Here is a 22,188-nt window from a genome sequence, read left to right as displayed (position 1 = left end):
TCATTCACTGAGGGCTTTATCTACCTTTTCAAATAAATCTTTGCTGAGTTTTGGTAATACCTTTAAACGCTCTAGTTGCTCTTTCATCAACTGCTGACGCGTACTATCAAAACGTCGCCATGCCAACAACGGCGTGATCAGGCGCGAAGCGTTCTGTGGATTGATATCATTGAGCTTCACTAAAGCATCACCCAATAGCGCGTAGCCCTGCCCGTCTTTGGCATGAAATTGCGTTGGGTTACTCATCGCAAAGGCACCAATAAGAGCACGTACTCGATTGGGGTTACGCCAACTAAAGTGAGGGTGTTGGTATAAACGAGTCAGATTGGCAAAGCTGTCCGAGCCTTTGCGCAGGGCCTGAAGATTAAACCATTTATCCATCACAAGAGTATCATGCTGCCAACGCGCCGCGAACTTGTCTAACATAGCGCCACTGCGAGGGTGTTGAGCAAGGATCAACGCTTTTATCGCCGCCAAAGATAAAGTCATTGAGCCCTGATGTGCCTGGGTCTCAATAAATTCAAGCTGCGTATCTACGCGCGCTAAATACCCCATACAGGTCGCGAGTAACGCTCGCTTGGCAACGCTTTGTTGCGATTGCTGCTTATCGTCGCTGAGTTGGCTCACTACTTCGCTCAGCGGCACTTGCAAGTGCTCGGCAATTTGTTGCGCAAATGCCTCAGTCACGGCTGTGATGGCATCAACAGGGACTTGCTCAAAATGAGCACTCAAGGTATCAAAGCTAGGTAGCTGTAATAGCTCTGCGACTAAGGCCAGATCATGTTCTTGACCGGCTAATGCAGCATTAAGTAAGTCACTCAATGTGGCTAACACTGCTTCATCAAGCTGGGCTTTTTCGCCCCGTCCAAGCTCGTCTAGAATACACCCGCTTAATGCACTTTGCTGCGCATCCCAGCGGGAGAAGTCGCTGCTAGCATGGCGCACTATATGCAATTGATCGTTAAGGCTCTGCTCAAACTGAACTTTAACCGGCGCGGAGAAGTCCTCAAACAGCACCGCTACGGGTCGCTCGGTGATATTGTCAAACACAAACTGCTGTTCACTTTGGTGTAACTGCAATACGTTATCAGCGACGCCATGCGCATTTAAGCTCAATGCCTTACCTTGGCTATCAAGCAGTTCAATCGCCACAGGGATGAGCAAATTATCTTTGTTTGGTTGATCTGCTGTCGGGCTATGGTGCTGACTCAGGGTGAGTACATATTGCTGCTGTTGCGCGTCGAACTGTTCCTGCACATGTACTTGTGGGGTACCCGATTGGCTGTACCAGCGTTTAAACTGTGAGGCATCAAAGCCATTCGCATCACTCATAGCGCTAATGAAATCATCACAAGTCACCGCTTGGCCGTCATGACGCTCAATGTAGCACTGCATGCCTTTTTGGAAGCCTTGCTCACCCAGCAATGTATGCAGCATACGGATCACTTCGGCGCCCTTATCATACACCGTCACGGTATAAAAATTATTCATTTCTAAGACCTTCTCAGGGCGAATAGGATGAGCCATTGGCCCCGCATCTTCAGCGAACTGATGTGTGCGCATCACCTTAACCGCATCGATTCGGTTGAGGGCTCGTGAGCCTAGATCGCAGCTGAACTCCTGATCTCGAAACACCGTCAATCCCTCTTTCAAAGAGAGCTGAAACCAATCCCGACAAGTCACACGGTTACCCGTCCAATTATGGAAATATTCGTGACCGACAATAGATTCAATCAAATGGAAATCGCGATCCGTTGAGGTTTCTTCATTGGCGAGCACACATTTCGAGTTAAAGACATTTAACCCTTTGTTTTCCATCGCTCCCATATTGAAAAAGTCGACCGCAACTATCATGTACACATCAAGGTCGTATTCGAGATTAAAGCGCTGTTCATCCCATTGCATTGCCCGCTTGAGGGACGCCATCGCATGCGGGGCTTTACTTAAATTCCCCTTATCTACATAGAGCTCTAATGCCACTTCACGACCAGAGACAGTTGTGTAGCTATCACGTAATACGTCGAAGTCCCCGGCTACCAAGGCAAATAAGTAGCTTGGCTTTTTAAAGGGGTCGTGCCAAGTTGCAAAGTGGCGGCCATCAGCCAAGTCACCGCTGGCAATCTTGTTGCCATTTGACAGTAGATAGGGGAACTGGGCTTTATCCGCTTTGATGGTGACCTCATACTCGGCCATAACATCAGGTATATCAAGGAAGTACGTGATTTTACGAAACCCCTCAGCTTCACACTGGGTGCAATAAGCACCGTCTGATAAATACAGACCTTCTAATGAGCTATTGGTTTGTGGCGAACAGGCCGTTGTTATCTCTAGTACAAAGTGTTGTGGCACATCGCGCAGCAGTAATTGCTCGTCGTTAATGTCGTAGTTGGTGAACGTATGGCCATCAACTTTTACCTCTTTTAGAGTTAAATCTATACCATCTAACACTAAGTCATTTGCCGGGTTTGCCTCATTGCGACGCACCTCGGAGCGGGCATACACTGTGGTTTGTGTCGGCTGTAAATCAACGTCTAAGGTAAGGGTATCAATAAAAAAATGAGGGGGTTGGTAGTCTTTTAAATACTTCGCATTGCCATGCTGGGAGGTCATATAGGACAGTCCTCTGTTGCTCATAGTGGGCATCAGGTGATGCCCACATTATAGGTTATTCGCTACGTTGCGCTTGTGTTTCAGGCTGTAAGTGTTTTGGCTCTAACTTTAAAATCTTAATACCGAAATAAGCATAGATCACTGCTAACACTGGATTAATCAAATTAAAGAAGGCGTATAGAGCGTAATCAAATGGGTTAATTAGCAGTACACTTTGCATGTAGGCACCACAGGTATTCCAAGGGATAAGTGGGCTGGTTATAGTGCCGCCATCTTCTAACGTACGTGACAAATTCACTGGGCGTAAGCCCCGTTTTTTGTATTCTTCTTTAAACATGCGACCCGGCACGACAATAGCAATGTACTGATCAGCAGCGACTAAATTGGTACCGATACATGTGGCGATAGTGGATGCGATAAGCGACCCTGTGGATTTAGCTATTTTTAAGATGCTGCGCACAAACACATCTAGCAGGCCGGTCTTTTCCATGATAGCGCCGAACATCAACGCCATCATAATGAGCCAAGTGGTGGTCAACATCCCCGACATGCCGCCGCCAGAGAGCAAGCTATCCATTTTTGCATTGCCAGTTTGAATAGCAAAACCATCAAAAAAGGTTGCCCAAACTAGCTTAAAATAGCCAACTAATTGGCCTTGGGAGACATCCACTTGGCTGGCTAATAATTCGCCTTGGAACAGTAGCGCCCACACTGCGCCTAATACTGCCCCAATAGAAATTGCCGGGAATGCCGGCATTTTGCGAATAGCCAGTGCCAACAACACCACTAAAGGCACCAAGTTGACGATGCTAATGTTAAAGTTGTCCTGCAACAGCCCAACCATGTTATCTATGCCTGCGGTATCGCTGCTCACGTCGGCGTTAAAGCCCATAAAGATGAAAATAATCACGGCTATCACAAAACTCGGAACCGTGGTCCAAAGCATGTGGTGGATATGAGTAAATAAGTCGGCCCCTGCCACTGCTGGCGCTAAGTTAGTGGTTTCCGACAGTGGGCTGAGCTTGTCACCAAAGTAAGCACCGGATATAACCGCACCGGCGGTGACCACAGGATCTAAGTCTAACCCATTGGCTACCCCAAGTAAGGCCACACCTATGGTGGCTGCGGTAGTCCAAGAGCTACCGATACTCATCGCAACAATTCCGCATATAACGCAGCTTGCGGCATAAAACCAATGCGGGTTAATAATTTGTAGGCCGTAATAAATGAGCGTCGGCACGGTGCCCGATAGCAGCCAAGTGCCAATCAAGGCACCGACCATCAACAGTATTAATATAGCGCCCAAGGAGATAGTGATGCCTTTAATCATCGCCTCTTCAAGGGTTTTCCAGGTATAGCCGTTTTTTAAACCGATCAATGCTGCGGTGAACGTCGCAAACAGTAAGGCTATTTGGTTGGGGCCTGACGACGAGCTGTCACCATAGAGATACACCGCTGCGCCGAGCAAACAAATAAGCACGACGATGGGGATCAATGCATCAAGAAACTTGGCTTCTTTGGTGGTTGTCACAATGATTCTCCTGCCCTCGCCTTAAGCACGACACACGAGGGTTATTGTTATTATCAGCGCAAAGAGTACCAGAGGAAAACATTTTTAACACCGTCTAAACGACAAAAAGGGCGCTCAAAGCGCCCTTTTTCGTGGTTTTTGGTTACTTATTGTTCTTCGCCAAGCGCCCTTGTTTAATATAATCTTGGGTGATTAACGCCGCCTCTTCCAAGAATGGGTCGAATTCATCTAATACCTCAGGGGCATCATCAACGTCTTCCACTTTTTCCAATCCTAGACGCGCAAGCCGCTCGTTGGTGCGCTTCAAGGCAAGCTCTTTGCGCTCATCACGTTGGTCAAGACGCTCTTTCTCATTCAAAGAGATGAATTTACGATCTTTCTCTTCTTTGTACTTTTTGATGTCTTGCATCACGTAATTGAATTCAGGCTCGCTGGCAACACGCTTATCGTGCTCCTTCGCCAAATAATTGATGGTGCCATCAAGGGTATCGACCATCGCGTAATTAGCACGGACAATGCTATCCCATGGCAACGCGTTGTCTTCTTGGCTCTCTCCCCACTCTGCGGGGTCTATCGGAGAAGGCAACTCAATATCAGGGACCACGCCTTTGTGCTGGGTACTGCCACCATCAATACGGTAGAACTTAGCGATGGTGTACTGCACGCTACCTAGTGGGTTGTCGTACAAGTCGTAGTTGCGTCCCAGGCCTCGGTGTTGCTGCACCGTGCCCTTACCAAAGGTTTGCTCACCAATGATCACCGCACGACCGTAATCTTGCATAGCAGCCGCGAAAATTTCCGATGCCGAAGCACTGTAACGGTCCACTAATACAGTCAGTGGACCATCATAATAGGTCACACCATCTCGGTCTTTTTGCTGCTCAATTCGTCCGTTAAGAGTATGAATTTGCACCACCGGCCCTTGATCGATAAACAAGCCTGTTAGCTTGGTGGCTTCATACAAGGAGCCGCCACCATTTTGGCGTAAATCAATAACCACGCCATCTACTTTTTGCTCTTTTAACTTGACCAGCTCGCCTTTAACATCCTCAGAGAGGTTGTTATAGAAGCCTGGGATTTCAATCACGCCAATTTTGCTGGTCAGCTCAGAATAGCTGGCTTCGAACACACTCGATTTCGCTGCACGATCTTCAAGACGCACTTTATCACGTGTGATCTCTACTACTTTGGGCATGCCGTGGTCATCTTTACCCTCTAGGTACTGCAACCGCACCACAGTGCCTTTAGGGCCTTTAATGAGATCAACGACATCATCTAAACGCCAACCGATCACATCAACAAAATCGTCTTCCCCTTGAGCAACACCGACAATGCGGTCTTCGGGGCTGATTTCACCGGTTTTATCCGCTGGGCCGCCGGGCACTAGAGAACGAATAACGGTGTAGTCTTCGTCGTAACTAAGGACCGCGCCAATGCCTTCGAGTTCAAGATCCATGTCCATCTTGAACTGCTCAGCACGTCGGGGTGATAAATAGGAAGTATGAGCTTCAATAGAACGCGCGAACGCGTTCATAATAATTTGGAAAGCGTCTTCGCTTTTTGTTTGCACTAAGCGTTTTAAGGTGTAGGTATAGCGTTTTTCCAATACCTCTTTGATGCCTTCCCAGTCTTTGCCGGTCAGCTTCAAACGCAGCGCATCGTATTTGACCTTTTGTCGCCATAACTCATTGAGTTCTTCCTGCGTTTTCGCATAGGGCGCCTGTTCACGGTCAAAGTAATATTTGTCGTCCTTAGTGAAGTCAAATTCATTCTCAAGTAAAGACAATGAATAGTCGTAGCGCTCGAAACGACGCTTCATACTAAGGTTAAATAAGTCATAGGCAAAATCGAGTTTGCCGGATTTCAATGCATTATCAAACTTATCACGATATTGCTCGTACTTAGCAATATCCTGCTCTAGGAAGATAGTGCGATTGAAATCCAACGATTCAATGTAACGGTCGTACATTTGCTCCGACAGTTCATCATTGAATCGTATTGGCTTGTAGTGTGCACGTGTGAAGAGATTCGTCACTCGTTTACTTGCTGTACTGTGTTGCGACTCCTGCTGTAGGGTCGGCAAATCAGCCATGGTGACCTTATCCAGTGAGGCTAAGGCCGGTGCTGCTACAAGGGCAGCGACCAGTGGGATGAGTGAAAACGACTTACTCATGCACAACTCCTTCTTTTTATACTAGGTATAAGCTATCTGCTTTAGTTTTTACCTGCATGCCGGTGACTAATTCAACGTGGATATCATCTTTGTTGACTTCAGTGATAGTACCGTTGACTAGCGCCTGACCTAGTTTAACTTTAACTTTGGTATTAGCCTTGACCTTGTCGCTTGGCAAAGGTTCAACTTTGTTACTACGACGCGGTGCAGGTTCTGCATTCTTTTTGACTTTAGCGCCTTTAGGGTGAGGCTTACCAGGTCCACTTGGACGTTTTTTGTAACCCTTTGTATCACCGTCTTTAGCACCACGAGCAGGCTTTTTACGTTTAGCCATTTTTGCGCGGCTTTGCTCAAGCGCAGTTTTTGCATGCTCAACGTGCTCTTGCTCTACTTTTTCTGCTTGGTTGCCATCTAAATCAACGCGGTATTCATTATTAACAACCGCTTCAAGGTAGCGCCAGTGTGAAGTGTACTTTCTCAACGCTTGACGAACTTGCGTTTTGCTGACCTTTTCACTGCCTTCAATACGTTCGGCAATGTCTTTAAAAATACCGACTTTAAGTGGCTTAATGCCTTCTTTTTGTTTAAAACAATTGGGAAATTCCTGGTATAGGAATTCCAATACTTCGTTTATGTCTTTTAGCTTGTTTGTGGTTTCCATTTCTAAACCTTAAATTTACATCTGCTCGTCTTGCGCCGAGTCGACATAGTGTTCAACCCAGTCCATTAATTCTTCGTGTTCAGCATCGAGAAGCGCGGTGTCTCCGCGTAATTGCTCCCAAATACCGTTAATTATTTCATCTATGCGTTCGCAGCTTAGATCATCATCCAAGCGTTCCCATGCATGGTGGATTAGTTCGTTGTAACGCTCAGTAACGAACTCCTCTTCCCCTTCCCAGTCGCCAATATCGGACTGTGCGAAAAGGTAGTCATGTACACTAAGTAAGTCTTTCATTACAGGTATTTTTCGATGCTGTGAACTAGCTTCTCAAGGCCCTGCTTATCTTGCTCATCGAACCGTCCCACTGTAGGACTGTCGATGTCAAGAACGGCAATGGCATTTCCTTGCTTTTTCACCACCACCACAACTTCAGAGTTTGACGCCGCATCGCAGGCGATATGCCCGGGGAATTGATGAACGTCAGTTACCAGTTGAGTGGTATCTTCAGCAACAGCAGTACCACACACACCTTTTCCAACTTCAATGCGTACACACGCTGGTTTTCCTTGGAACGGCCCTAACACCATTTGTTGTGGCGACTCCAAAATGTAAAACCCTGCCCAGTTTATATCCTCTAAAGACATAAATAACAGCGCACTAATGTTCGCCATATTAGCAATTTGATTGGTTTCATCACTGACCAGCGCGAGTGCTTGCTGTGTCAGGGATTCATAAAAGGCTTCTTTACTCATTCACACTACTACTTCACATAGAATACGCAGTGTTTAAGGTACTCTTTGTGGCGCGCAAATGAAACCTTTTATCATGAAAAAAGTGATGCAGTCGCTTGAAAAAACGCTGATTGATTATTTTTACGCCATGAAGATAGGTAAGATTAAGCTTCGCGGGCGCTGCCCCGGCGCAGGGCAAACAAGAACAGTCCACTTCCAAGTGCCGCCATCAGTGCGTTGACAATGAGTAAAAACCCCGCCTGCGCGCCAAAAGCATAACTGAACAACGCCCCTCCTAGTAGACCTAATGTGAGTACGCCGCTGAAATGCACTTTATTGTACTTGTACATCAGCAAATAACCGGGGACGACAAACACAGCCATCGCCAATCCCAAGATATGGGCGTTAGCAATAGCAGATAACAATACGGCAAAAAAAAGTTGCGCACCGTTTTGCTGTGCCCCTAAGGCGTAATAAATGCCTAACACCACACCAATCAATACCGGTGCTAATAAGGAATATAAAACTGCTTTTGCGAGGGTGTGTTTCATAATAATGACTGCTGAACATGATTTATGAAAGCATTGCAGATCTGCAAAATCCTGCCAATAGCGACGTTAGTCGTAGAAAGCAAAAAGGCCTCAGCATATGCTGAGGCCTTTAATAGTGGCGGAGAGATAGGGATTCGAACCCTAGATGGGCTATTAACCCATGCCGGTTTTCAAGACCGGTGCATTCAACCGCTCTGCCATCTCTCCTAAAGCGGTACTTAGATAACTGCGTCACCTAAATAGAAATTAAGTGGCGGAGAGATAGGGATTCGAACCCTAGATGGGCTATTAACCCATGCCGGTTTTCAAGACCGGTGCATTCAACCGCTCTGCCATCTCTCCGCAGCGGCGTGCATATTAGTGAAATGCCTGACGTTTGTGAAGTGTTATTTTAAAATAATGTTCTAAATGGCTATTTTTTATCATAATCGCACAGCAATCGAACAATTTGCGAATTTTGCAGTCTATTGAAAGGTAAAGGTTTGCCCATATATAGAAGACTTGGTAATCTTTAACTCAGGTGCCCTCGGGTACTTCGAGGATCGATTTCAATTTAAGGAGTTTCACAATGGCGTTTAATAACTCGTACAGCTCGGCTAAGCCGGTGATGTCGACCATTGAGACAAATAAGGTTTTAAAAAACACTTACTTTTTACTCGCGATGACGTTGGCATTTAGTGCTGTGACAGCGGGTATTTCAATGGCGCTTAACCCACCGTTCTTTACCGGTATCGTTTGTTCACTGATTGCCCTCGGCATGTTGTTCATTATCAACAAAAAAGCAGACTCTTCAGCAGGTGTGCTACTGACCTTTGCTTTTACCGGTATTCTTGGTTTCGGCCTCGGTCCGATGTTGAACCACTATGCTGCGATGGCAAACGGCCCAATGTTGATCATGCAAGCACTTGGCTCAACGGCACTGATCTTCTTTGGTCTTTCTGCTTATGCACTCACGACTAAGAAAGACTTCTCCTTTATGGGCGGTTTTTTGATGGTTGGCTTGGTTGTTGTGATTATCACCAGCATCGTTAATATCTTTATCGGTAGCTCGATGGTGTTCATGGTCACTAATGCAGCCGTTGTGCTTATCATGTCGGGCCTCATCCTGTTTGATACCAGCCGCATCATTAACGGTGGTGAAACTAACTACGTGCGTGCAACTGTAGCGTTGTACCTAAACGTATATAACTTATTCACTTCGTTACTGCACCTACTTGGCGCAGCTGATGACTAATTAGCAATATTTGCTAAAATGAGCCCCATTCATTGGGGCTTTTTTGTGGATGTAATTTGGCCAGCTTCGTATTATCACTGCATAGCGCACCGAGTGATGCCATCACTTTGGTGGCGCTCAAACGCTTTGTTGACAATGCCCTCTCGCTTGGGCACCAAATAAAAACGATTTTTCTCTATCAAGATGGGGTTTATCATGCGCTGGATCAGTTCGATGTCACTAGCGATGAGTTCGATGTCGCAGCGCTGTGGCAGCAGCTCTTTGATAGCGGAATTGAATTGAGCCTATGTATCACCGCAGCCAACAAGCGCGGCATTGACACCGAGCAGGTTAAACTATTTAACGTCTCCGGACTTGCAGAGTTTGCCATGCTCGCCACTGACGCCGACAGGTGGGTACAATTCAAATGAATAACATCTTAGTCATCTCTAAACACGGGCCCTATCATCAGCAAAGTCTGCGCGAGTCCTTAGATATGGTCCTTATTTTCGCCGCTATTGATCAGCAGGTTATATGGTTACTAGAAGGCGCAGCGGTACTCTCACTAGTGAAAAATCAACGCCCCAGCGCGCAGCAACAAAAAGACTTTACTAAAGCCATCGGCATGTTGGAAATCTATGATATTGAATCTGTCTATGTGTGCGCCGATGCGCTGAACGAGCATGGCTTGAGCACCGATGACCTGGCGATAGAGGTGCAAATCGCCTATGACAATGACAAGCGTGCATTAATCAAGCAAGTGGATAAGGTAGTGACTTTATGAGCAAGGGTACATTATTCATCGTGCGTAGTGCACTTAGCGAGCACCCTACTCTGAGCAGCATCATTAGCAAGGAAGACGGCGTGTTACTGCGTGCTGAGGCCTGTTACAATGCGTCGGCTTTTGTAGGGCTGGGTGTGGCCACTTATGCCCTTGAGCAAGATGTGAATGCCTGTGGCGGGCACCATCGCACAACAGGTGTCACCGTGATTAACGATGCGCAATGGGTCGAATTGACCTTACAATACCAACGAACAATCAGTGAGTAAATCAGTGAGTAACATGATTGAATTCAACGGCCAAGAAATAGCAACAGACAAACAAGGCTATCTGCTCGATAGTAGCCAGTGGCATAAAGAATTAGCCCCGGTTATCGCCGCGCAAGAGAACATTGAGCTCACAGAGGCGCATTGGGAAGTGGTGATGTTTGTCCGTGACTTTTATCAGGAATTTGATACCAGCCCTGCGATTCGTATGCTGGTAAAGGCCATGGCAAAGAAGTTGGGAGAGGACAAGGGTAATAGCAAATACTTGTATAAGCTCTTTCCCAAGGGGCCGGCAAAACAAGCGACTAAAATAGCCGGTTTACCCAAACCGGCTCGATGTATTTAGCCTTACCACTAACAAGCTATGCTGAGCTTGTCAGGATCATCTGACAGGCTCATAAACTTTTCTTTTGAGCCAACATACCACCTTTTAAAGTTTCTTCGCTTTGCGCCGAAAGGGGATAGTCCAAGCACCAAACTTATACCTTCCTAAATATCTTCGTTTCCATAATCAGCCCTCAAGCTCCTTCTTAATTCGGGGAACTACCACACGATAAGTTTTATCTGCTTCTTGTTTAGCAAATATTTGCTTCACACCCATTGTTATTAAGGTGGTAAAGTGCGACACGGCTCTCAAGTCCTTTAGGAAGGCAGCGAAGCGTCCTTATTCGGTACTTTTGAGTTCCATTTTGAGTTCTCCATTATCACATAAAAAATGATTAGGTCAGTCAAGATGAAAACGATGATATCTATCGTTATGTTTGCCTCCTGCTCCCAGTAAATAATAACGGGCGCAAAAATCAAACAAATACTGGAGGCAAGATAACAACACCCTATTAGCTTCAGCTTACCCCCAGTGAAGATTTTGCGTTCATAGCCTATACCGTATAAAGCAATGACCGCAAAAAATGTCGCTACTGTAGATGCAGTATTAACAGCCATAGAAAAGTAAGACTGCTCCATTCCTTGGTAAGCTGAAAACGGTACTGCGGTAGCCAATGAATTTCCAATTATGAGTAACCAAAAAAATAGCTTCGCTAAAAATTTGAACCTCATAGAGCCCTACTCTAGCTTAATCTAAGCCATTAAGGGCGCCACGCACACTGCGATACAGGGCTCCCATGGTCGAGTCAAAGACCCACTTAATCATTTTATAAGTTAGCTCAAACGCTTTGCCCACAACCTTGCCTGCGAAAACCAGCATATGCCCTAATAAACCTAAGGTTTGCTCGGCAAAACGCGCAGACGCCTTCGCTACCTGTTCTAAGGTACGCGCGACCATATCATAGAACGTTAACGAACTGCTGATCGCCGCTTGCGTTACCACTGCCGTGTAATAGCCGGAGTCTTTCAACAAGGTGATCAATGCTGAGCTTATTTTATCCGCCCAATGGCTTGAGAATGAAGCCTGAGCTCTGTCTTCAAAACGAAGACGCACAGGCTGGCTCAAGAAATTATCTGAGCGCTGCTTTAAGGTGGACCAGTCACTGGAGCTAGCGGTATTTAAGTAACCCGGAGTGCCATCGAGCTTATGGGCCGACACGTTAAGGCCTTGGCCATCGTCGAGGCGGAATTCACTGCCATTAAACGGCGCGTGAATAAAAGGCCAAAGCGGCACTTTAGGAACCGGATCGGCACCATGAGTAGAACGGTATATATTCTCTAGTTTCGTAGTGGTTGAGCGGGCAAAATCGGTCTTACCTACACGCGGTGCGCCAAAGGTATATAGTTTAGTTGGCAGAGAATACTCGGTATTCACCCAATCAGCGGTCAATTGTGCCAACGCCCCGCCTAAGCTATGGCCAACGCAATGCACAACACCTGTGTTGCCGGCTTTGCGGTTACTATCAACAAACTGAGCAAACGCTTGCTTCATGGAGTTGAAGGTTTTATTAAATCCGGCGTGTACCATTTTATTACTGCTGCTGGCGCTAAGACCACAGTTTAAGTCTGTCAGTCCATCACGTAATGAGGCAGTACCACGAATCGCAATAACGCTATCGCCAGCAAACTCGTTGATGCCTTTACCAACAAAAGCAAAGCCCGTGCTTAAGCCGAACAGATGAGAGAAGAAACCACCTGAGACACCGTCAACAACACTGTCACCGGTGACAAACTCAAACGAGTTACGTAGATTAGGGCCAACGATAGAGCGCACATCTAGCACCTTACTTGCACCTTTAGCACGGTACGCCATGGCGGCGAGTTCAGAGGCCTGACGCGGGGAAAGAGTGTTCATAATTACTTAATTCCTTGTATGAGTATTTTTTTGCGTCGCTAAACCGCAGCGATCAGTCTAAGTTGCAGACACCATAAATAGTTTGATATCTGCCCGGTACATCTTTAAATTCAAAGTCGTATATTTTTTCTTCACGCCCTATATCGCAGTGCAAATCTTTAAGTTTGGCGGCAACAATGTCATTTCCTTCAACTTGACCAATCAACGTGCCCCAGAGCGTGTATTTTTTATCGTCAACAATGACATAAATTGCTTGCGCGATGCCTTCGTTATCGAACATATTGCCCGGCTTTGACGATTCAATATTTTTTTCTTCAAAGTGAAAACGGCCTTTCTCGTCAGTGGTCACACTGTCACTGTAAACGTCGCCATAACTAATATCGCGGTGAATGGTCATGTGCGCCAGCGCGTCGCCGTTGTGTTGCACTTGGCCATACACTTCGGGTGATAACTGTACGGTGTGTTTTTTAAAAATTCCGAACATAGCGAATACCTTTATAGAAAGTACTAACAGTGATATACCAACGAGTACAGTGACCGAGAGCTTAAGCTGTCGGTACCACGACCCAGATTCAACATTGGAATTGTCTATCAAAGCGAAGCTCCACATAGTGAAGCGCAACGAGGAAGGGAGACATACCTATGCAGTATGGCGATTCTTCCCTGAGCGCGATTCATTCCTTGGCTAAATGCAAACTACGCACATAACCTGTTTGAGTATGTTCACATATTGTAAACAACACTGTGAGCAAAACTCAATCACTATTTGGCATAAAAAAAGGCGCTCTTATAGCGCCTTTTAATGCTTTTCATACTAATGACTTATTTGCTGTAAGCCCTTGGCATCTCAGTATCCGTGGTATAACGCTCACGTAATTTATCATGGCGCGACTGAGTTGAGACCTCAGTACCATTTATCCACACTTTTTCAATGCGAGTACTGAACTCGAACGGATCAGCACTCCAAAGTACCAAATCAGCGGGTTTACCCGGCGCAATTTGCCCTACATCTAAATTAAATGCCGAGGCAACATTACTGGTGATCGCTGCCAGTGCCCCTTGCGCTGTCATGCCATATGACACGGCATTGCCCGCATCAAAGCGTAATTGATACAAGTTGTGCGCGCTATCTCCAGCAATGGTCAGGATCACGGTGACGCCTGCTTGCTCCAATTTAGCAGCGTTCTCTAAATGAGCGTGCATCGAGTCAAAACTACCTGGCAGGTTATCCATGGCACTGATCACCACAGGTGTATCACTGTCAGCAAGCTGCTCGGTAATTAATACGGCATCTTGCGCCCCGGCAAAAACCATGTCGACATCAAAGCGTGCTTTTACTTTGAGCAGCTCTAACATATCCGATGCCCGCGACACGTCTATCACTAGCGGAATTTCTTTGGCAAAGACTGCATCGAGGATTTCTACCTCTTTGCTTTTGGACTTATCGTCGTCTTCATCACGTTCACTGTGCTTTTCTAGCGTATCAATCAGTGTTTGCAACGACAGCGCACGTGAGCCTTCATGTTTAGCTCCAAGCTTTACGTATAAGGCCACGCCTTGGCGGGTTACACTGTCAAATTCGCCTGATAACGACACCAATGACGCCAGGCCGGCAAAAATATCATCGCCACCGTAGGGTGCAATCACATTGCTGGTAATACCGCCTTTGCGTGCATAAGGGATTAAGCTAGAGCGCGGATTGAACGCTAGGCTTGGGTCAAAAGTCATTGTCGCTTTTTTGTCACCGCCATCACGCGAGTCTGCAACGGCACTGACCTCCACAAGGCCTAAGCCGTTTAGCGAGCCAATAAAGCCCGGAGTGAGGATTTTATCCTCAGCATCAATAATGGTATCGGCGCTCACTTCACTGGGGTTCACAGCAACAATGTTACCGTTTTCTATTACCACTGTTGCGTCTTTTAATACGCCCTGCTGTGCTGCGGTATAGACCGTGGCATTAGTAATCGCCAAGCTTTCAGCGTAAGTTTGCGTGCTCATTACGAAGGCGGCGCTAATTGCTGTCAATTTAAATAAGTTCATCATACAACTCCTTAGCGTTGGCCTAACATAAAGTCACTTTGTGCTTGGTATTTTTCATCGTTACGGTCATACACTTTGGCACCGTCGATAAACACCTGCTCTGCTTTGGCATACACACTGAATGGGTTTTGATTCCAAAGTACCACATCGGCTTGCTTGCCTGCGCTTAAGGTACCGGTTTTATCTGCTACGCCCAGTGATTTTGCTGCATTGGAGGTGATCCATTTAATAGCATGCGCTTCATCAATGTCGAAGCCATTATCATTGGCGCGATACATTACTTTCGCCGCTTCTTGGTTTAGGCGCTGAATTGTGGTGTCAGAGTCTGAATGCACAATAGCGCAGGAATTTTTAACCGCATCTACGATGGCAACATTCTCTTGTACCATGTCATAGGCTTCCATTTTGAATCCCCACCAATCTGGCCACAGCGCGGCACAGTTGCCATTCCCAGCGAGTAAATCAGCGATTTTGTAAGCCTCGATACCATGGTGGAACGTGCCTGAGTGGTAGCCAAACTCTTTACCTAAATCAATCATCATCGCCATTTCTTCAGCTTTATAGCAATGATTGTGGATGAGAATGTCACCGTCCAATACCGCACTGAGCGTATCTAACGTAATATCACGCTCAGGCGCTTCTACGTTCTTACCCGCATCGTAGTCCGCTTCATACTTCTCCCAAGCACGCTTGTACTCAGTTGCGTCAATCCACGCCTTACGGTAACCCGCCATGTTGCCCATTCGCGTTGATGGCAACACACCTTTACTGCCATAAACGCGCTTAGGGTTCTCACCACAAGCCATTTTTAAGCCATAGGGTGCCTCAGGGAACTTCATTCCCTGCATAGTGTGTGCCGGTACATTTTTTAGCGTCACGCTGCGCCCACCGAATAAGTTCGCTGAGCCTGGTAAAATCTGCAAAGTGGTGATCCCGCCTTCACGGGCACGGTTAAATCCAGGATCTTGCGGCCACACTGAATGCTCTACCCACACGGCTGCGGTGTTAGGGCTGGTCATTTCATTACCATCTTGGTGTGATTCTACCGCTGGACTTGGATAAGCACCGAGGTGAGAGTGGACATCAATGATGCCAGGTGTCACCCACTTACCTTCTGCGTTGATGGTGACATCGGCTTGCACGTCCAAGTCTTTGCCTACCTGCTTAATTTGCCCATCAACCATGTACACATCGCCGGCATCGATGCGCTGACCATCACCCGTTAATACTGTGGCATTGGTGATCAACGTCGATTGACGTGGCATAGGCTGATAAGTACTTGGATAGGGGTTCTTTTCGATAGATATTTTTTCGCCTTGCGGACCGTCACTTTGCTGGCAACCGGCTACTGCCAACGCCACGGCAACAGCGCTTAGGCTTGCTGTGTATTTACGCATTGTTTTCATCACTCCGTTTTTTGCGTAACTTTAACCAATCATTGCGCAAAATGCGAAAATTTAAGGTTAATGAACAGTAAACTGAGATAAAAAAGAGAGGGTTATGGGTACACGCTTGGCAAAAATGATTAAATAAAAAACAACAGTGCCAACGCCTTGAAGTGGGTTATCCTGACACCCGCAATTACATCTGCCGTGACACAATCCCAGCGACTGATGGGGATGAGCCATTAAACTCGAATAAGCGTCACCCTTTTCAACAAAAAAAGCAAAAAAAGTGTGTCCAAATAGGGTCGCCAATACCTTGAAAAATGGTGCGCTTTGCCCCCTTCGACACACTTGACACAGATGCTTACATTCGGAGACACCTTATTCATGCTATGAACAATTATGTGGCGCATACTTACATTGCACCCGACGAATGTACTAAGGAGAATACAATGAAACGCACCGCATTATTAACCAGCGCTTTGGCCCTTGGCCTACTTTCAACTACAGCCTCTGCAGATAGCTCAAAATTTGTAGCTGCCGATAACAGCGCTGGTACCGAGTTGTGTATGGCAATTACTAAAAACAGCCCACTGAAACTGCGCCGCTCTATGAAAGAGCATTACGTTAATACCTACACCATGGAAAACAAATTAGCGTGTAATGATTTAACTGTTCGCCAATTTGCCAGCCTTTACGGCTTCGATCGCAGCCTCAAAGTACTCAATATAGAGCGCCTAACTGAAACCTCTATTCGCGATTTAGCAGCCAAAAACGACACCGATTCTTTTATGGTGTACGGCTCAAAGTAATATCACCTTTGATTCCATCCCTGGAAGTAAAGCCCGCCAATGCGGGCTTTTTTTTACAGCCAATAAGCGAGCGCACCGAACGCACCGCCAAAGACCCCTCCCCATATGACTAACCAGCCTAAGTGAGCGCGGATCATCGTTTGAATAATCTCTTTGACCATGGCTGGGGTTAACTCATCTAAGCGCTGGCTTACCAGTTGCTTAACCTGCGCCTGCAAATCGCTACCACCGCCTAGTTGCGCAATAATTTGCTCGCGTGTTTGTTCATCTTGTAGCATTTCTGCGATGGCCTCACGCATTTTATCAGCAAACGGCTCACGCATCGGCTCGAGCGCTGCTCGACCACCAAACATACCGAGCATGGACCCAAACTGTGACTGCTCTATCACCTGAACCAACTTATCAAAAGCCAGCGACATATCCAGATGGTTAATTAGTGCATCCATTTGCGGGGCTGGCATCTGCGCTGAGGCCTTTTTAAGGTTCTCAGGAGATAGAAACTGCTCTTCAATGAGCTCATGTATCCCTTGCTTAAACGCATTAAATTTAATCTGCACCACACCTGAGCCGTACAATAACGGCACTTTTTCGAACAGCATATGCACGGCAAGCCAATTGGTTAGTGCGCCTGATAACGCAAATAACCCCATGCTCAACAACAGTGGCTGCTCTAGGTGCCACCCGACTAATGTAACAATGAGGGCAATCAATGACGTTACACTGCTTTTATTCACGCGTTCACTCCTTCTAAAATCGCTGCACACTATTTTAACGTGGGATTAGACTTTGCGGAAAATTTTTGCATCAATCAACAACTTTGCCATACTCATATCACCGCACTCTAAATTTGCTAACTTGCCATGTGGAACGCCGTCGCCCAAGTAATTAGTGATACCTTAGCTACTCCTTTCGAAATCACGCAAAAACAGCAATTAAGCAATTCCTCGGCCGATATGCTATTTCGTATCAGCGATGGGCAACATACATTTTTTGTTAAAGTTGCCCCGCTCAGTGCGCTGGAGCGTCTTGAGTGCGAAGCGCAAAGCTTGTCGCTGTTAACACAAGAGTCGTTGTTTTTGGTGCCGGATTGCTTAGCCACGGACACCACACTGGAGTTTGCTTTTAATATTATAGAGTGGCTGGATTTTAGTGACCCTACCCCTCCCAACTGGGCAAAAATGGGTGAATATCTGGCGATGATGCATCAAAAGCACGAACAGGCCATGTTTGGCAATGAACAAGACAATTTCATTGGCGTCACTGCGCAGCCCAATCGATGGCACAAAAAGTGGGATGTATTCTTTAGTGAAGAACGTATCGGCTGGCAAATGCAGTTACTGGCGGAAAAAGGGTTTCACTTCTGTGATATCGATACGTTAGTGGATTGTGTAAAAGCACGCTTGCACAGCCACAACGTGCAACCGTCATTATTACATGGGGATCTGTGGCGGGGTAATGTCGGCTTTGTTAACTCCGTCCCATGTCTATACGATCCAGCCTGTTATTACGGTGATAGAGAAGCGGATATTGCCATGACACGGTTATTTGGCCCTTTCCCAGATGCCTTTTATACCGCGTATAACGCACACTACCCGCTGGCGCACGATCATCGCTCCCGCGAGGGAATATACAACCTCTATCACCTGCTTAATCATGCCAATATCTTCGCCGGTCATTATTTGACGCAGGCGCGTGACAGTATCGAAACCATAATTCATCAACAAAGCGGGGGCGATTAATAGCACAATTGCACCTTTTCACTGCGTCAAATTAGTCGGAATTCGTAGCAAAAACGCACTATACTCAAAGTATGTCATCAGACTGTCATACGAGGCGGCTATGAAAGACTACAGCCTACAGCGCATTCGCTGTCCCCATTGCGGCAATCATATTTTTGTTGATGTCGATACATCTTCAGGGGATCAAGACTACTACGAGGATTGCTCAGCGTGCTGTAACCCTATTCACCTTAATATGCACATCGACTACGCCTTAAACAAAGTACAGTTAAGGGTCGACGCCGACGATGAGCAAATTTTTTAACCTGCGCATTGTTAGGGTTTGTGTTGTTGTAGGTAACGCTGCACCGTATTGACTATGGTGTAAGTCTGCTGGTCTACCTCAATATTGAAGACACTGCCAGTGACTGCCTCGCCAATATTGGTAATGCTTAAGGTTTCAGGGATAAGATGCAGCCAAAAGCCCTGTTCACTGAGCTCGCCTACGGTAAGGCTTGCGCCATTAACGCACACAAACCCTTTATATAGTACATAGTCGCGCCACTTCTCATCTAAGGATAAATGCAAGCGGCAGTTATCTTCACTGTCTATACGCTCAAGCACCTCACTGGTAGTGTGAATGTGCCCAGAGACAATATGCCCACCTAACTCAGTGCCAAAGGTGACTGACCGTTCAAAATTAACTGCATGGCCTGGTCGCAACTGGCCTAAGTTGGTGAGAGCCAAAGTTTCATCAATTACATCGAAATGCACTTGGCCGACAACATCACCGGCGGGGCTTTCTACTTTAACAACAGTAAGACAACAGCCATTAATGGCAATACTGGCCCCTAGGTCTAGGTGTTGTAAGTAATTTTTATTCACAGAAAGTACTAACCGCAGAACCGCGTCTTCGAGCTTTGCAGCAACGACATGAGCTTGGCACTGCACTATTCCGGTAAACATCGCTATTCCTTTTTTTCATATCACACACAGGATACACTTACCTTTTATCTTATCTGATGTTTTCTCTCTTATGAAGTTTTGTACGTGGGAGGCTGGGCGTTTGTTGCGTTTGGCCGCACCGGTGTTTTTTGCACAAGTTACGTTGGTATTAATGTCGGTCGTCGACACCATTATGGCTGGCCAAGTAAGTGCCGTTGACCTAGCCGCTCTTTCAATTGCGACCGGATTGTGGAACCCCATGGTACTGGCACTGTTAGGCGTCTTATTGGCACTCACTTCGTTAGTTGCTCATAGCTTTGGGGCAAATGACGAGCCGGCAATTCGTACCCATTTTCAGCAAGGCTGTTACTTAGCCGTGCTGCTCTGTTTAGCCGGCGTCGCGATTGCGCAATTGGCTCCGATGCTCATTGCACAACTCGATACTCAAGCCAGCGTAAAAGTATTGGCTCAAGATTATATCGACTATATCCAATGGAGCCTGCCTGGGTTCTTTGTTTACTCGCTGTTTCGCAATGTGGCTGAGGGGAAGGCCTACACCGCGCCTGCATTTTATATTTCAATTATCGGTTTGCTGGTGAATATTCCCGCCAATTATATGTTTATACATGGCCACTTCGGCGCACCTGCGCTCGGAGGTGCTGGCTGTGGTGTCGCTACGGCCCTCGTCTTTGCGGCCATGGGCAGTGCTCAGTTTATTTATAGTTTAATAAGTAAACGCATCGATGGACCAGGTTTGTTTCGTCATTTTGCCAAGCCTGACGGCAGTGCTATTTGGGCGATGTTTAAACTCGGCGTGCCGCTGTCGTTGGCGACCTTTTTCGAGGTGACGTTATTTGCTTGTATTCCTTTATTTATTGCCTCGCTGGGGGCTATCGCCGTCGCCGGTCATCAGGTCGCCGCTTCGGTCACTACCTTGTTGTTTATGCTGCCGATGAGCTTATCTATGGCGGTGGCCATTCGCTTTGGCAATCTATACGGACAGCAGGACTTTGTTGCACTTAAACGCTGCATGAGTACAAGTTTTGTGTTGTCCATCGCCATCGCGGCATTGGTTGCCTTAGTCACTTACCTGCTGCGTTTTGATATCAGCGCCATATACAGTGATAACCCCGAGGTAATAGCACTTGCCGCAAGCATTATGGTGCTCGCCTGTTTTTATCAACTACCGGATGCACTGCAGGTGGTTAGCAGCGGTATGCTCAGAGGGATCAAGCATACCAGCCCAATTTCATATATTACCTTCATCTCTTACTGGCTGATCGGCTTTGCTCTAGGCTACGTACTAGGTCGTACTGATTACATCGTGCCAGCGATGGGACCGCAAGGGTTCTGGTTAGGGATCATTGTCGGCTTGTCTTGCGCTGCGGTACTGCTTATTTGGACTCTCAGGAGGCGACTTGCTCAGGCTCCTTTTAATTTTTAGTTTGGTTGTGCTCGCTGGCTGCGCCGAGGGGCCCGAGCAGGTCCACGAAGAATATCGTGCGCGGCTCGCTAAATTTTTACCTATTAATGAAGCACATACCTTAGCCGTTGAACGCTGGCCCGAGTTTAGCGCACAGCCTCTGGACAGCGGCGTGCGCATGGGCATTTTGGAGCTTGGCCAACTGGGCCATTGTCAGCTTGCCACTGACATTGCCGGGCGCAACAACCAACTGGGTAAAGTTGCTACGGCCAGTGAACGTTTTAAGTATCACCTGCGCTTTTTACAACAAGTGGACGCCTGCCTAAATCACCCCGATAGCGAGACATTAAGCCCATCGCTTATCGCTGCTCTTGAGCAGGAAAAACAATTTAAAACACGCACCCTGAGCCAAGCGTTCAATAACTTGCTAGCCCAAGAAAAAGAGCTTAAACACCTCTTTACCTTTTCGCGCAACGCGCTCGATTTTGACGAGCACGCGGGTCGCGTAAATAGCCAAAGTGCGCTGACCCAACTTGCCAATATTGCCGATAACCTTGCCCAGAATGATGTTGAAGATATTGATACCGCCCAACTGACGCAGGCGCTCGAGCAGCTAAACCGCAGTGATTATATAGCCAAGTTACTGCGCGCAACGCGCGAGCAAATAGCCCTAAACAATGCCCTGAGCGCTGAGCTTGAGCGCATCAAGCTACCTGGGGATATTTGCGCTGCCCATAAAAACAACCGTAATAGTATGATAGTCCATAATATATTTAACAAGTTCTACATTGGCCAACTGCAAGGCTTTCAAAGCCACCTCGCCGGCAGGTTACAGCAATTACAGCCCATTTTTACCCGCATACTGCAATTTCAGCCAGACGACAGCCACATCAAGGCACAGTTGCTAGGCACTCATGGCGAGCCGAGCTTGCTTGCGGAGCTTAAAACATCGAGCCGCCGCCATGTAACCTGGTGGCAAGCGTTTTACAAACACTGCGATTTAACACCAGGTGAGTAAAATAACAGCAAACAAACAATAATTCCTTGAAAGTTGCTTGATTAGCTTCGTTTCTCGCTATATATTACACCGCGTTGTCAACGCCGTAACG

Annotated in this window: 24 protein-coding genes and 2 tRNA genes; 10 read left to right on the top strand and 16 right to left on the bottom strand. The window is 46.8% G+C overall.

The window, feature by feature from the left end; all coding sequences use genetic code 11:
- The 9 genes from pepN to FIU82_RS06820 form a co-directional block, all read right to left on the bottom strand.
- Positions 1-2,610 carry an aminopeptidase N gene (gene pepN / locus FIU82_RS06860; RefSeq protein WP_152440675.1) on the bottom strand — a complete coding sequence of 870 codons (2,610 nt, stop codon included), beginning with the start codon at positions 2,608-2,610 and terminating at the stop codon, positions 1-3.
- A 55-nt stretch (positions 2,611-2,665) separates the two neighbouring features.
- Entirely contained in the window at positions 2,666-4,141 is a 1,476-nt protein-coding gene (gene nhaC, locus FIU82_RS06855) for a Na+/H+ antiporter NhaC (RefSeq protein ID WP_045978717.1), read from the bottom strand.
- A 142-nt stretch (positions 4,142-4,283) separates the two neighbouring features.
- The gene (gene prc, locus FIU82_RS06850) at positions 4,284-6,314 is read right to left on the bottom strand and encodes a carboxy terminal-processing peptidase (RefSeq protein ID WP_022943974.1); all 2,031 of its coding nucleotides are present in this window, start codon (positions 6,312-6,314) and stop codon (positions 4,284-4,286) included.
- Positions 6,315-6,330: 16 nt separating this feature from the next.
- A complete protein-coding gene (proQ, locus tag FIU82_RS06845; RefSeq protein ID WP_022943975.1) occupies positions 6,331-6,975 on the bottom strand; it encodes an RNA chaperone ProQ in 645 nt (214 codons plus the stop codon).
- A gap of 15 nt (positions 6,976-6,990) precedes the next feature.
- Complete coding sequence (locus FIU82_RS06840; protein WP_022943976.1) at positions 6,991-7,269, bottom strand: hypothetical protein; 279 nt, start codon at positions 7,267-7,269, stop codon at positions 6,991-6,993.
- A complete protein-coding gene (locus FIU82_RS06835; RefSeq protein WP_022943977.1) occupies positions 7,269-7,727 on the bottom strand; it encodes a GAF domain-containing protein in 459 nt (152 codons plus the stop codon). Before FIU82_RS06835 ends, FIU82_RS06840 begins: the two co-directional genes overlap by 1 nt.
- Positions 7,728-7,870: 143 nt before the next feature.
- A complete protein-coding gene (locus FIU82_RS06830; protein ID WP_152440674.1) occupies positions 7,871-8,257 on the bottom strand; it encodes a hypothetical protein in 387 nt (128 codons plus the stop codon).
- Between the two features lie 116 nt (positions 8,258-8,373).
- Positions 8,374-8,464: transfer RNA gene (locus tag FIU82_RS06825), tRNA-Ser, on the bottom strand.
- 44 nt (positions 8,465-8,508) lie between these two features.
- A tRNA-Ser gene (locus tag FIU82_RS06820) sits at positions 8,509-8,599 on the bottom strand.
- 226 nt (positions 8,600-8,825) lie between these two features.
- On the opposite strand from FIU82_RS06820, the gene FIU82_RS06815 reads away from it, so the two are divergent.
- Genes FIU82_RS06815 through FIU82_RS06795 form a run of 5 tightly spaced genes read left to right on the top strand, consistent with a single transcriptional unit; the run spans position 8,826 to position 10,863 of the window.
- Complete coding sequence (locus FIU82_RS06815) at positions 8,826-9,491, top strand: Bax inhibitor-1/YccA family protein (protein WP_022943979.1); 666 nt, start codon at positions 8,826-8,828, stop codon at positions 9,489-9,491.
- 56 nt (positions 9,492-9,547) lie between these two features.
- Complete coding sequence (tusD, locus tag FIU82_RS06810) at positions 9,548-9,901, top strand: sulfurtransferase complex subunit TusD (protein WP_152440673.1); 354 nt, start codon at positions 9,548-9,550, stop codon at positions 9,899-9,901.
- On the top strand, positions 9,898-10,254 hold the full coding sequence (tusC, locus tag FIU82_RS06805; protein WP_045978714.1) for a sulfurtransferase complex subunit TusC: 357 nt from the start codon (positions 9,898-9,900) through the stop codon (positions 10,252-10,254). Before tusD ends, tusC begins: the two co-directional genes overlap by 4 nt.
- Positions 10,251-10,520: a DsrH/TusB family sulfur metabolism protein gene (locus tag FIU82_RS06800; RefSeq protein WP_022943982.1), complete on the top strand. Its 270-nt coding sequence runs from the start codon at positions 10,251-10,253 to the stop codon at positions 10,518-10,520. Before tusC ends, FIU82_RS06800 begins: the two co-directional genes overlap by 4 nt.
- A 13-nt stretch (positions 10,521-10,533) precedes the next feature.
- Positions 10,534-10,863 (top strand): TusE/DsrC/DsvC family sulfur relay protein, encoded by a 330-nt coding sequence (locus FIU82_RS06795; protein WP_152441471.1) that lies wholly within the window; start codon positions 10,534-10,536, stop codon positions 10,861-10,863.
- 296 nt (positions 10,864-11,159) lie between these two features.
- Here the strand turns inward: FIU82_RS06795 and FIU82_RS06790 are convergent, their stop codons facing one another.
- The 5 genes from FIU82_RS06790 to FIU82_RS06770 form a co-directional block, all read right to left on the bottom strand.
- The gene (locus FIU82_RS06790; protein ID WP_152440672.1) at positions 11,160-11,516 is read right to left on the bottom strand and encodes a hypothetical protein; all 357 of its coding nucleotides are present in this window, start codon (positions 11,514-11,516) and stop codon (positions 11,160-11,162) included.
- Positions 11,517-11,589: 73 nt separating this feature from the next.
- On the bottom strand, positions 11,590-12,756 hold the full coding sequence (locus FIU82_RS06785; RefSeq protein WP_152440671.1) for a lipase family protein: 1,167 nt from the start codon (positions 12,754-12,756) through the stop codon (positions 11,590-11,592).
- A gap of 52 nt (positions 12,757-12,808) precedes the next feature.
- Positions 12,809-13,240, bottom strand: a complete 432-nt coding sequence (locus FIU82_RS06780) for a DUF6795 domain-containing protein (protein WP_022943985.1) — start codon at positions 13,238-13,240, stop codon at positions 12,809-12,811.
- Positions 13,241-13,578: 338 nt separating this feature from the next.
- Positions 13,579-14,799, bottom strand: coding sequence for an amidohydrolase family protein (locus tag FIU82_RS06775; protein ID WP_152440670.1), 1,221 nt, complete (start codon positions 14,797-14,799; stop codon positions 13,579-13,581).
- Between the two features lie 8 nt (positions 14,800-14,807).
- Complete coding sequence (locus FIU82_RS06770) at positions 14,808-16,193, bottom strand: amidohydrolase (protein WP_152440669.1); 1,386 nt, start codon at positions 16,191-16,193, stop codon at positions 14,808-14,810.
- A gap of 440 nt (positions 16,194-16,633) precedes the next feature.
- On the opposite strand from FIU82_RS06770, the gene FIU82_RS06765 reads away from it, so the two are divergent.
- A complete protein-coding gene (locus FIU82_RS06765; RefSeq protein ID WP_022943988.1) occupies positions 16,634-16,993 on the top strand; it encodes a DUF3718 domain-containing protein in 360 nt (119 codons plus the stop codon).
- A 53-nt stretch (positions 16,994-17,046) separates the two neighbouring features.
- Here FIU82_RS06765 and FIU82_RS06760 read toward each other — a convergent pair whose 3' ends face one another.
- Positions 17,047-17,727 carry a DUF445 domain-containing protein gene (locus FIU82_RS06760; RefSeq protein WP_152440668.1) on the bottom strand — a complete coding sequence of 227 codons (681 nt, stop codon included), beginning with the start codon at positions 17,725-17,727 and terminating at the stop codon, positions 17,047-17,049.
- 126 nt (positions 17,728-17,853) lie between these two features.
- Between FIU82_RS06760 and FIU82_RS06755 the strand changes: the two genes are divergently transcribed.
- Together FIU82_RS06755 and FIU82_RS06750 are read left to right on the top strand one after the other, a co-directional pair.
- Positions 17,854-18,732, top strand: a complete 879-nt coding sequence (locus FIU82_RS06755) for a fructosamine kinase family protein (protein WP_152440667.1) — start codon at positions 17,854-17,856, stop codon at positions 18,730-18,732.
- Positions 18,733-18,832: 100 nt separating this feature from the next.
- Complete coding sequence (locus tag FIU82_RS06750; protein WP_022943991.1) at positions 18,833-19,036, top strand: CPXCG motif-containing cysteine-rich protein; 204 nt, start codon at positions 18,833-18,835, stop codon at positions 19,034-19,036.
- 11 nt (positions 19,037-19,047) lie between these two features.
- Here FIU82_RS06750 and FIU82_RS06745 read toward each other — a convergent pair whose 3' ends face one another.
- Positions 19,048-19,677 (bottom strand): riboflavin synthase, encoded by a 630-nt coding sequence (locus FIU82_RS06745; protein WP_022943992.1) that lies wholly within the window; start codon positions 19,675-19,677, stop codon positions 19,048-19,050.
- A gap of 70 nt (positions 19,678-19,747) precedes the next feature.
- On the opposite strand from FIU82_RS06745, the gene FIU82_RS06740 reads away from it, so the two are divergent.
- On the top strand, positions 19,748-21,100 hold the full coding sequence (locus tag FIU82_RS06740; protein ID WP_152440666.1) for an MATE family efflux transporter: 1,353 nt from the start codon (positions 19,748-19,750) through the stop codon (positions 21,098-21,100).
- On the top strand, positions 21,075-22,097 hold the full coding sequence (locus tag FIU82_RS06735; RefSeq protein WP_172972716.1) for a DUF3080 family protein: 1,023 nt from the start codon (positions 21,075-21,077) through the stop codon (positions 22,095-22,097). Before FIU82_RS06740 ends, FIU82_RS06735 begins: the two co-directional genes overlap by 26 nt.
- The last annotated feature ends 91 nt before the right edge of the window (positions 22,098-22,188 follow it).

Origin of the sequence: Pseudoalteromonas sp. THAF3 (genome assembly GCF_009363775.1) — a bacterium.
Taxonomy (GTDB): Bacteria; Pseudomonadota; Gammaproteobacteria; order Enterobacterales; family Alteromonadaceae; genus Pseudoalteromonas; species Pseudoalteromonas ruthenica.
Note: the sequence above shows the minus strand (reverse complement) of the source record. Positions and strands in the feature narration are given on the sequence as shown.

Excerpts from the sequence above, each read along its gene's own strand:
- prc (WP_022943974.1), bottom strand. The coding sequence starts at position 6,314 with ATGAGTAAGTCGTTTTCACTCATCCCACTGGTCGCTGCCCTTGTAGCA.
- FIU82_RS06775 (WP_152440670.1), bottom strand. The coding sequence starts at position 14,799 with ATGATGAACTTATTTAAATTGACAGCAATTAGCGCCGCCTTCGTAATG.
- FIU82_RS06785 (WP_152440671.1), bottom strand. The coding sequence starts at position 12,756 with ATGAACACTCTTTCCCCGCGTCAGGCCTCTGAACTCGCCGCCATGGCG.
- FIU82_RS06740 (WP_152440666.1), top strand. The coding sequence starts at position 19,748 with ATGAAGTTTTGTACGTGGGAGGCTGGGCGTTTGTTGCGTTTGGCCGCA.
- FIU82_RS06745 (WP_022943992.1), bottom strand. The coding sequence starts at position 19,677 with ATGTTTACCGGAATAGTGCAGTGCCAAGCTCATGTCGTTGCTGCAAAG.
- FIU82_RS06835 (WP_022943977.1), bottom strand. The coding sequence starts at position 7,727 with ATGAGTAAAGAAGCCTTTTATGAATCCCTGACACAGCAAGCACTCGCG.
- pepN (WP_152440675.1), bottom strand. The coding sequence starts at position 2,610 with ATGACCTCCCAGCATGGCAATGCGAAGTATTTAAAAGACTACCAACCC.
- tusC (WP_045978714.1), top strand. The coding sequence starts at position 9,898 with ATGAATAACATCTTAGTCATCTCTAAACACGGGCCCTATCATCAGCAA.
- FIU82_RS06770 (WP_152440669.1), bottom strand. The coding sequence starts at position 16,193 with ATGCGTAAATACACAGCAAGCCTAAGCGCTGTTGCCGTGGCGTTGGCA.
- FIU82_RS06815 (WP_022943979.1), top strand. The coding sequence starts at position 8,826 with ATGGCGTTTAATAACTCGTACAGCTCGGCTAAGCCGGTGATGTCGACC.
- FIU82_RS06830 (WP_152440674.1), bottom strand. The coding sequence starts at position 8,257 with ATGAAACACACCCTCGCAAAAGCAGTTTTATATTCCTTATTAGCACCG.
- FIU82_RS06750 (WP_022943991.1), top strand. The coding sequence starts at position 18,833 with ATGAAAGACTACAGCCTACAGCGCATTCGCTGTCCCCATTGCGGCAAT.
- FIU82_RS06755 (WP_152440667.1), top strand. The coding sequence starts at position 17,854 with ATGTGGAACGCCGTCGCCCAAGTAATTAGTGATACCTTAGCTACTCCT.
- FIU82_RS06795 (WP_152441471.1), top strand. The coding sequence starts at position 10,534 with ATGATTGAATTCAACGGCCAAGAAATAGCAACAGACAAACAAGGCTAT.
- FIU82_RS06765 (WP_022943988.1), top strand. The coding sequence starts at position 16,634 with ATGAAACGCACCGCATTATTAACCAGCGCTTTGGCCCTTGGCCTACTT.
- FIU82_RS06780 (WP_022943985.1), bottom strand. The coding sequence starts at position 13,240 with ATGTTCGGAATTTTTAAAAAACACACCGTACAGTTATCACCCGAAGTG.
- FIU82_RS06840 (WP_022943976.1), bottom strand. The coding sequence starts at position 7,269 with ATGAAAGACTTACTTAGTGTACATGACTACCTTTTCGCACAGTCCGAT.
- proQ (WP_022943975.1), bottom strand. The coding sequence starts at position 6,975 with ATGGAAACCACAAACAAGCTAAAAGACATAAACGAAGTATTGGAATTC.
- FIU82_RS06800 (WP_022943982.1), top strand. The coding sequence starts at position 10,251 with ATGAGCAAGGGTACATTATTCATCGTGCGTAGTGCACTTAGCGAGCAC.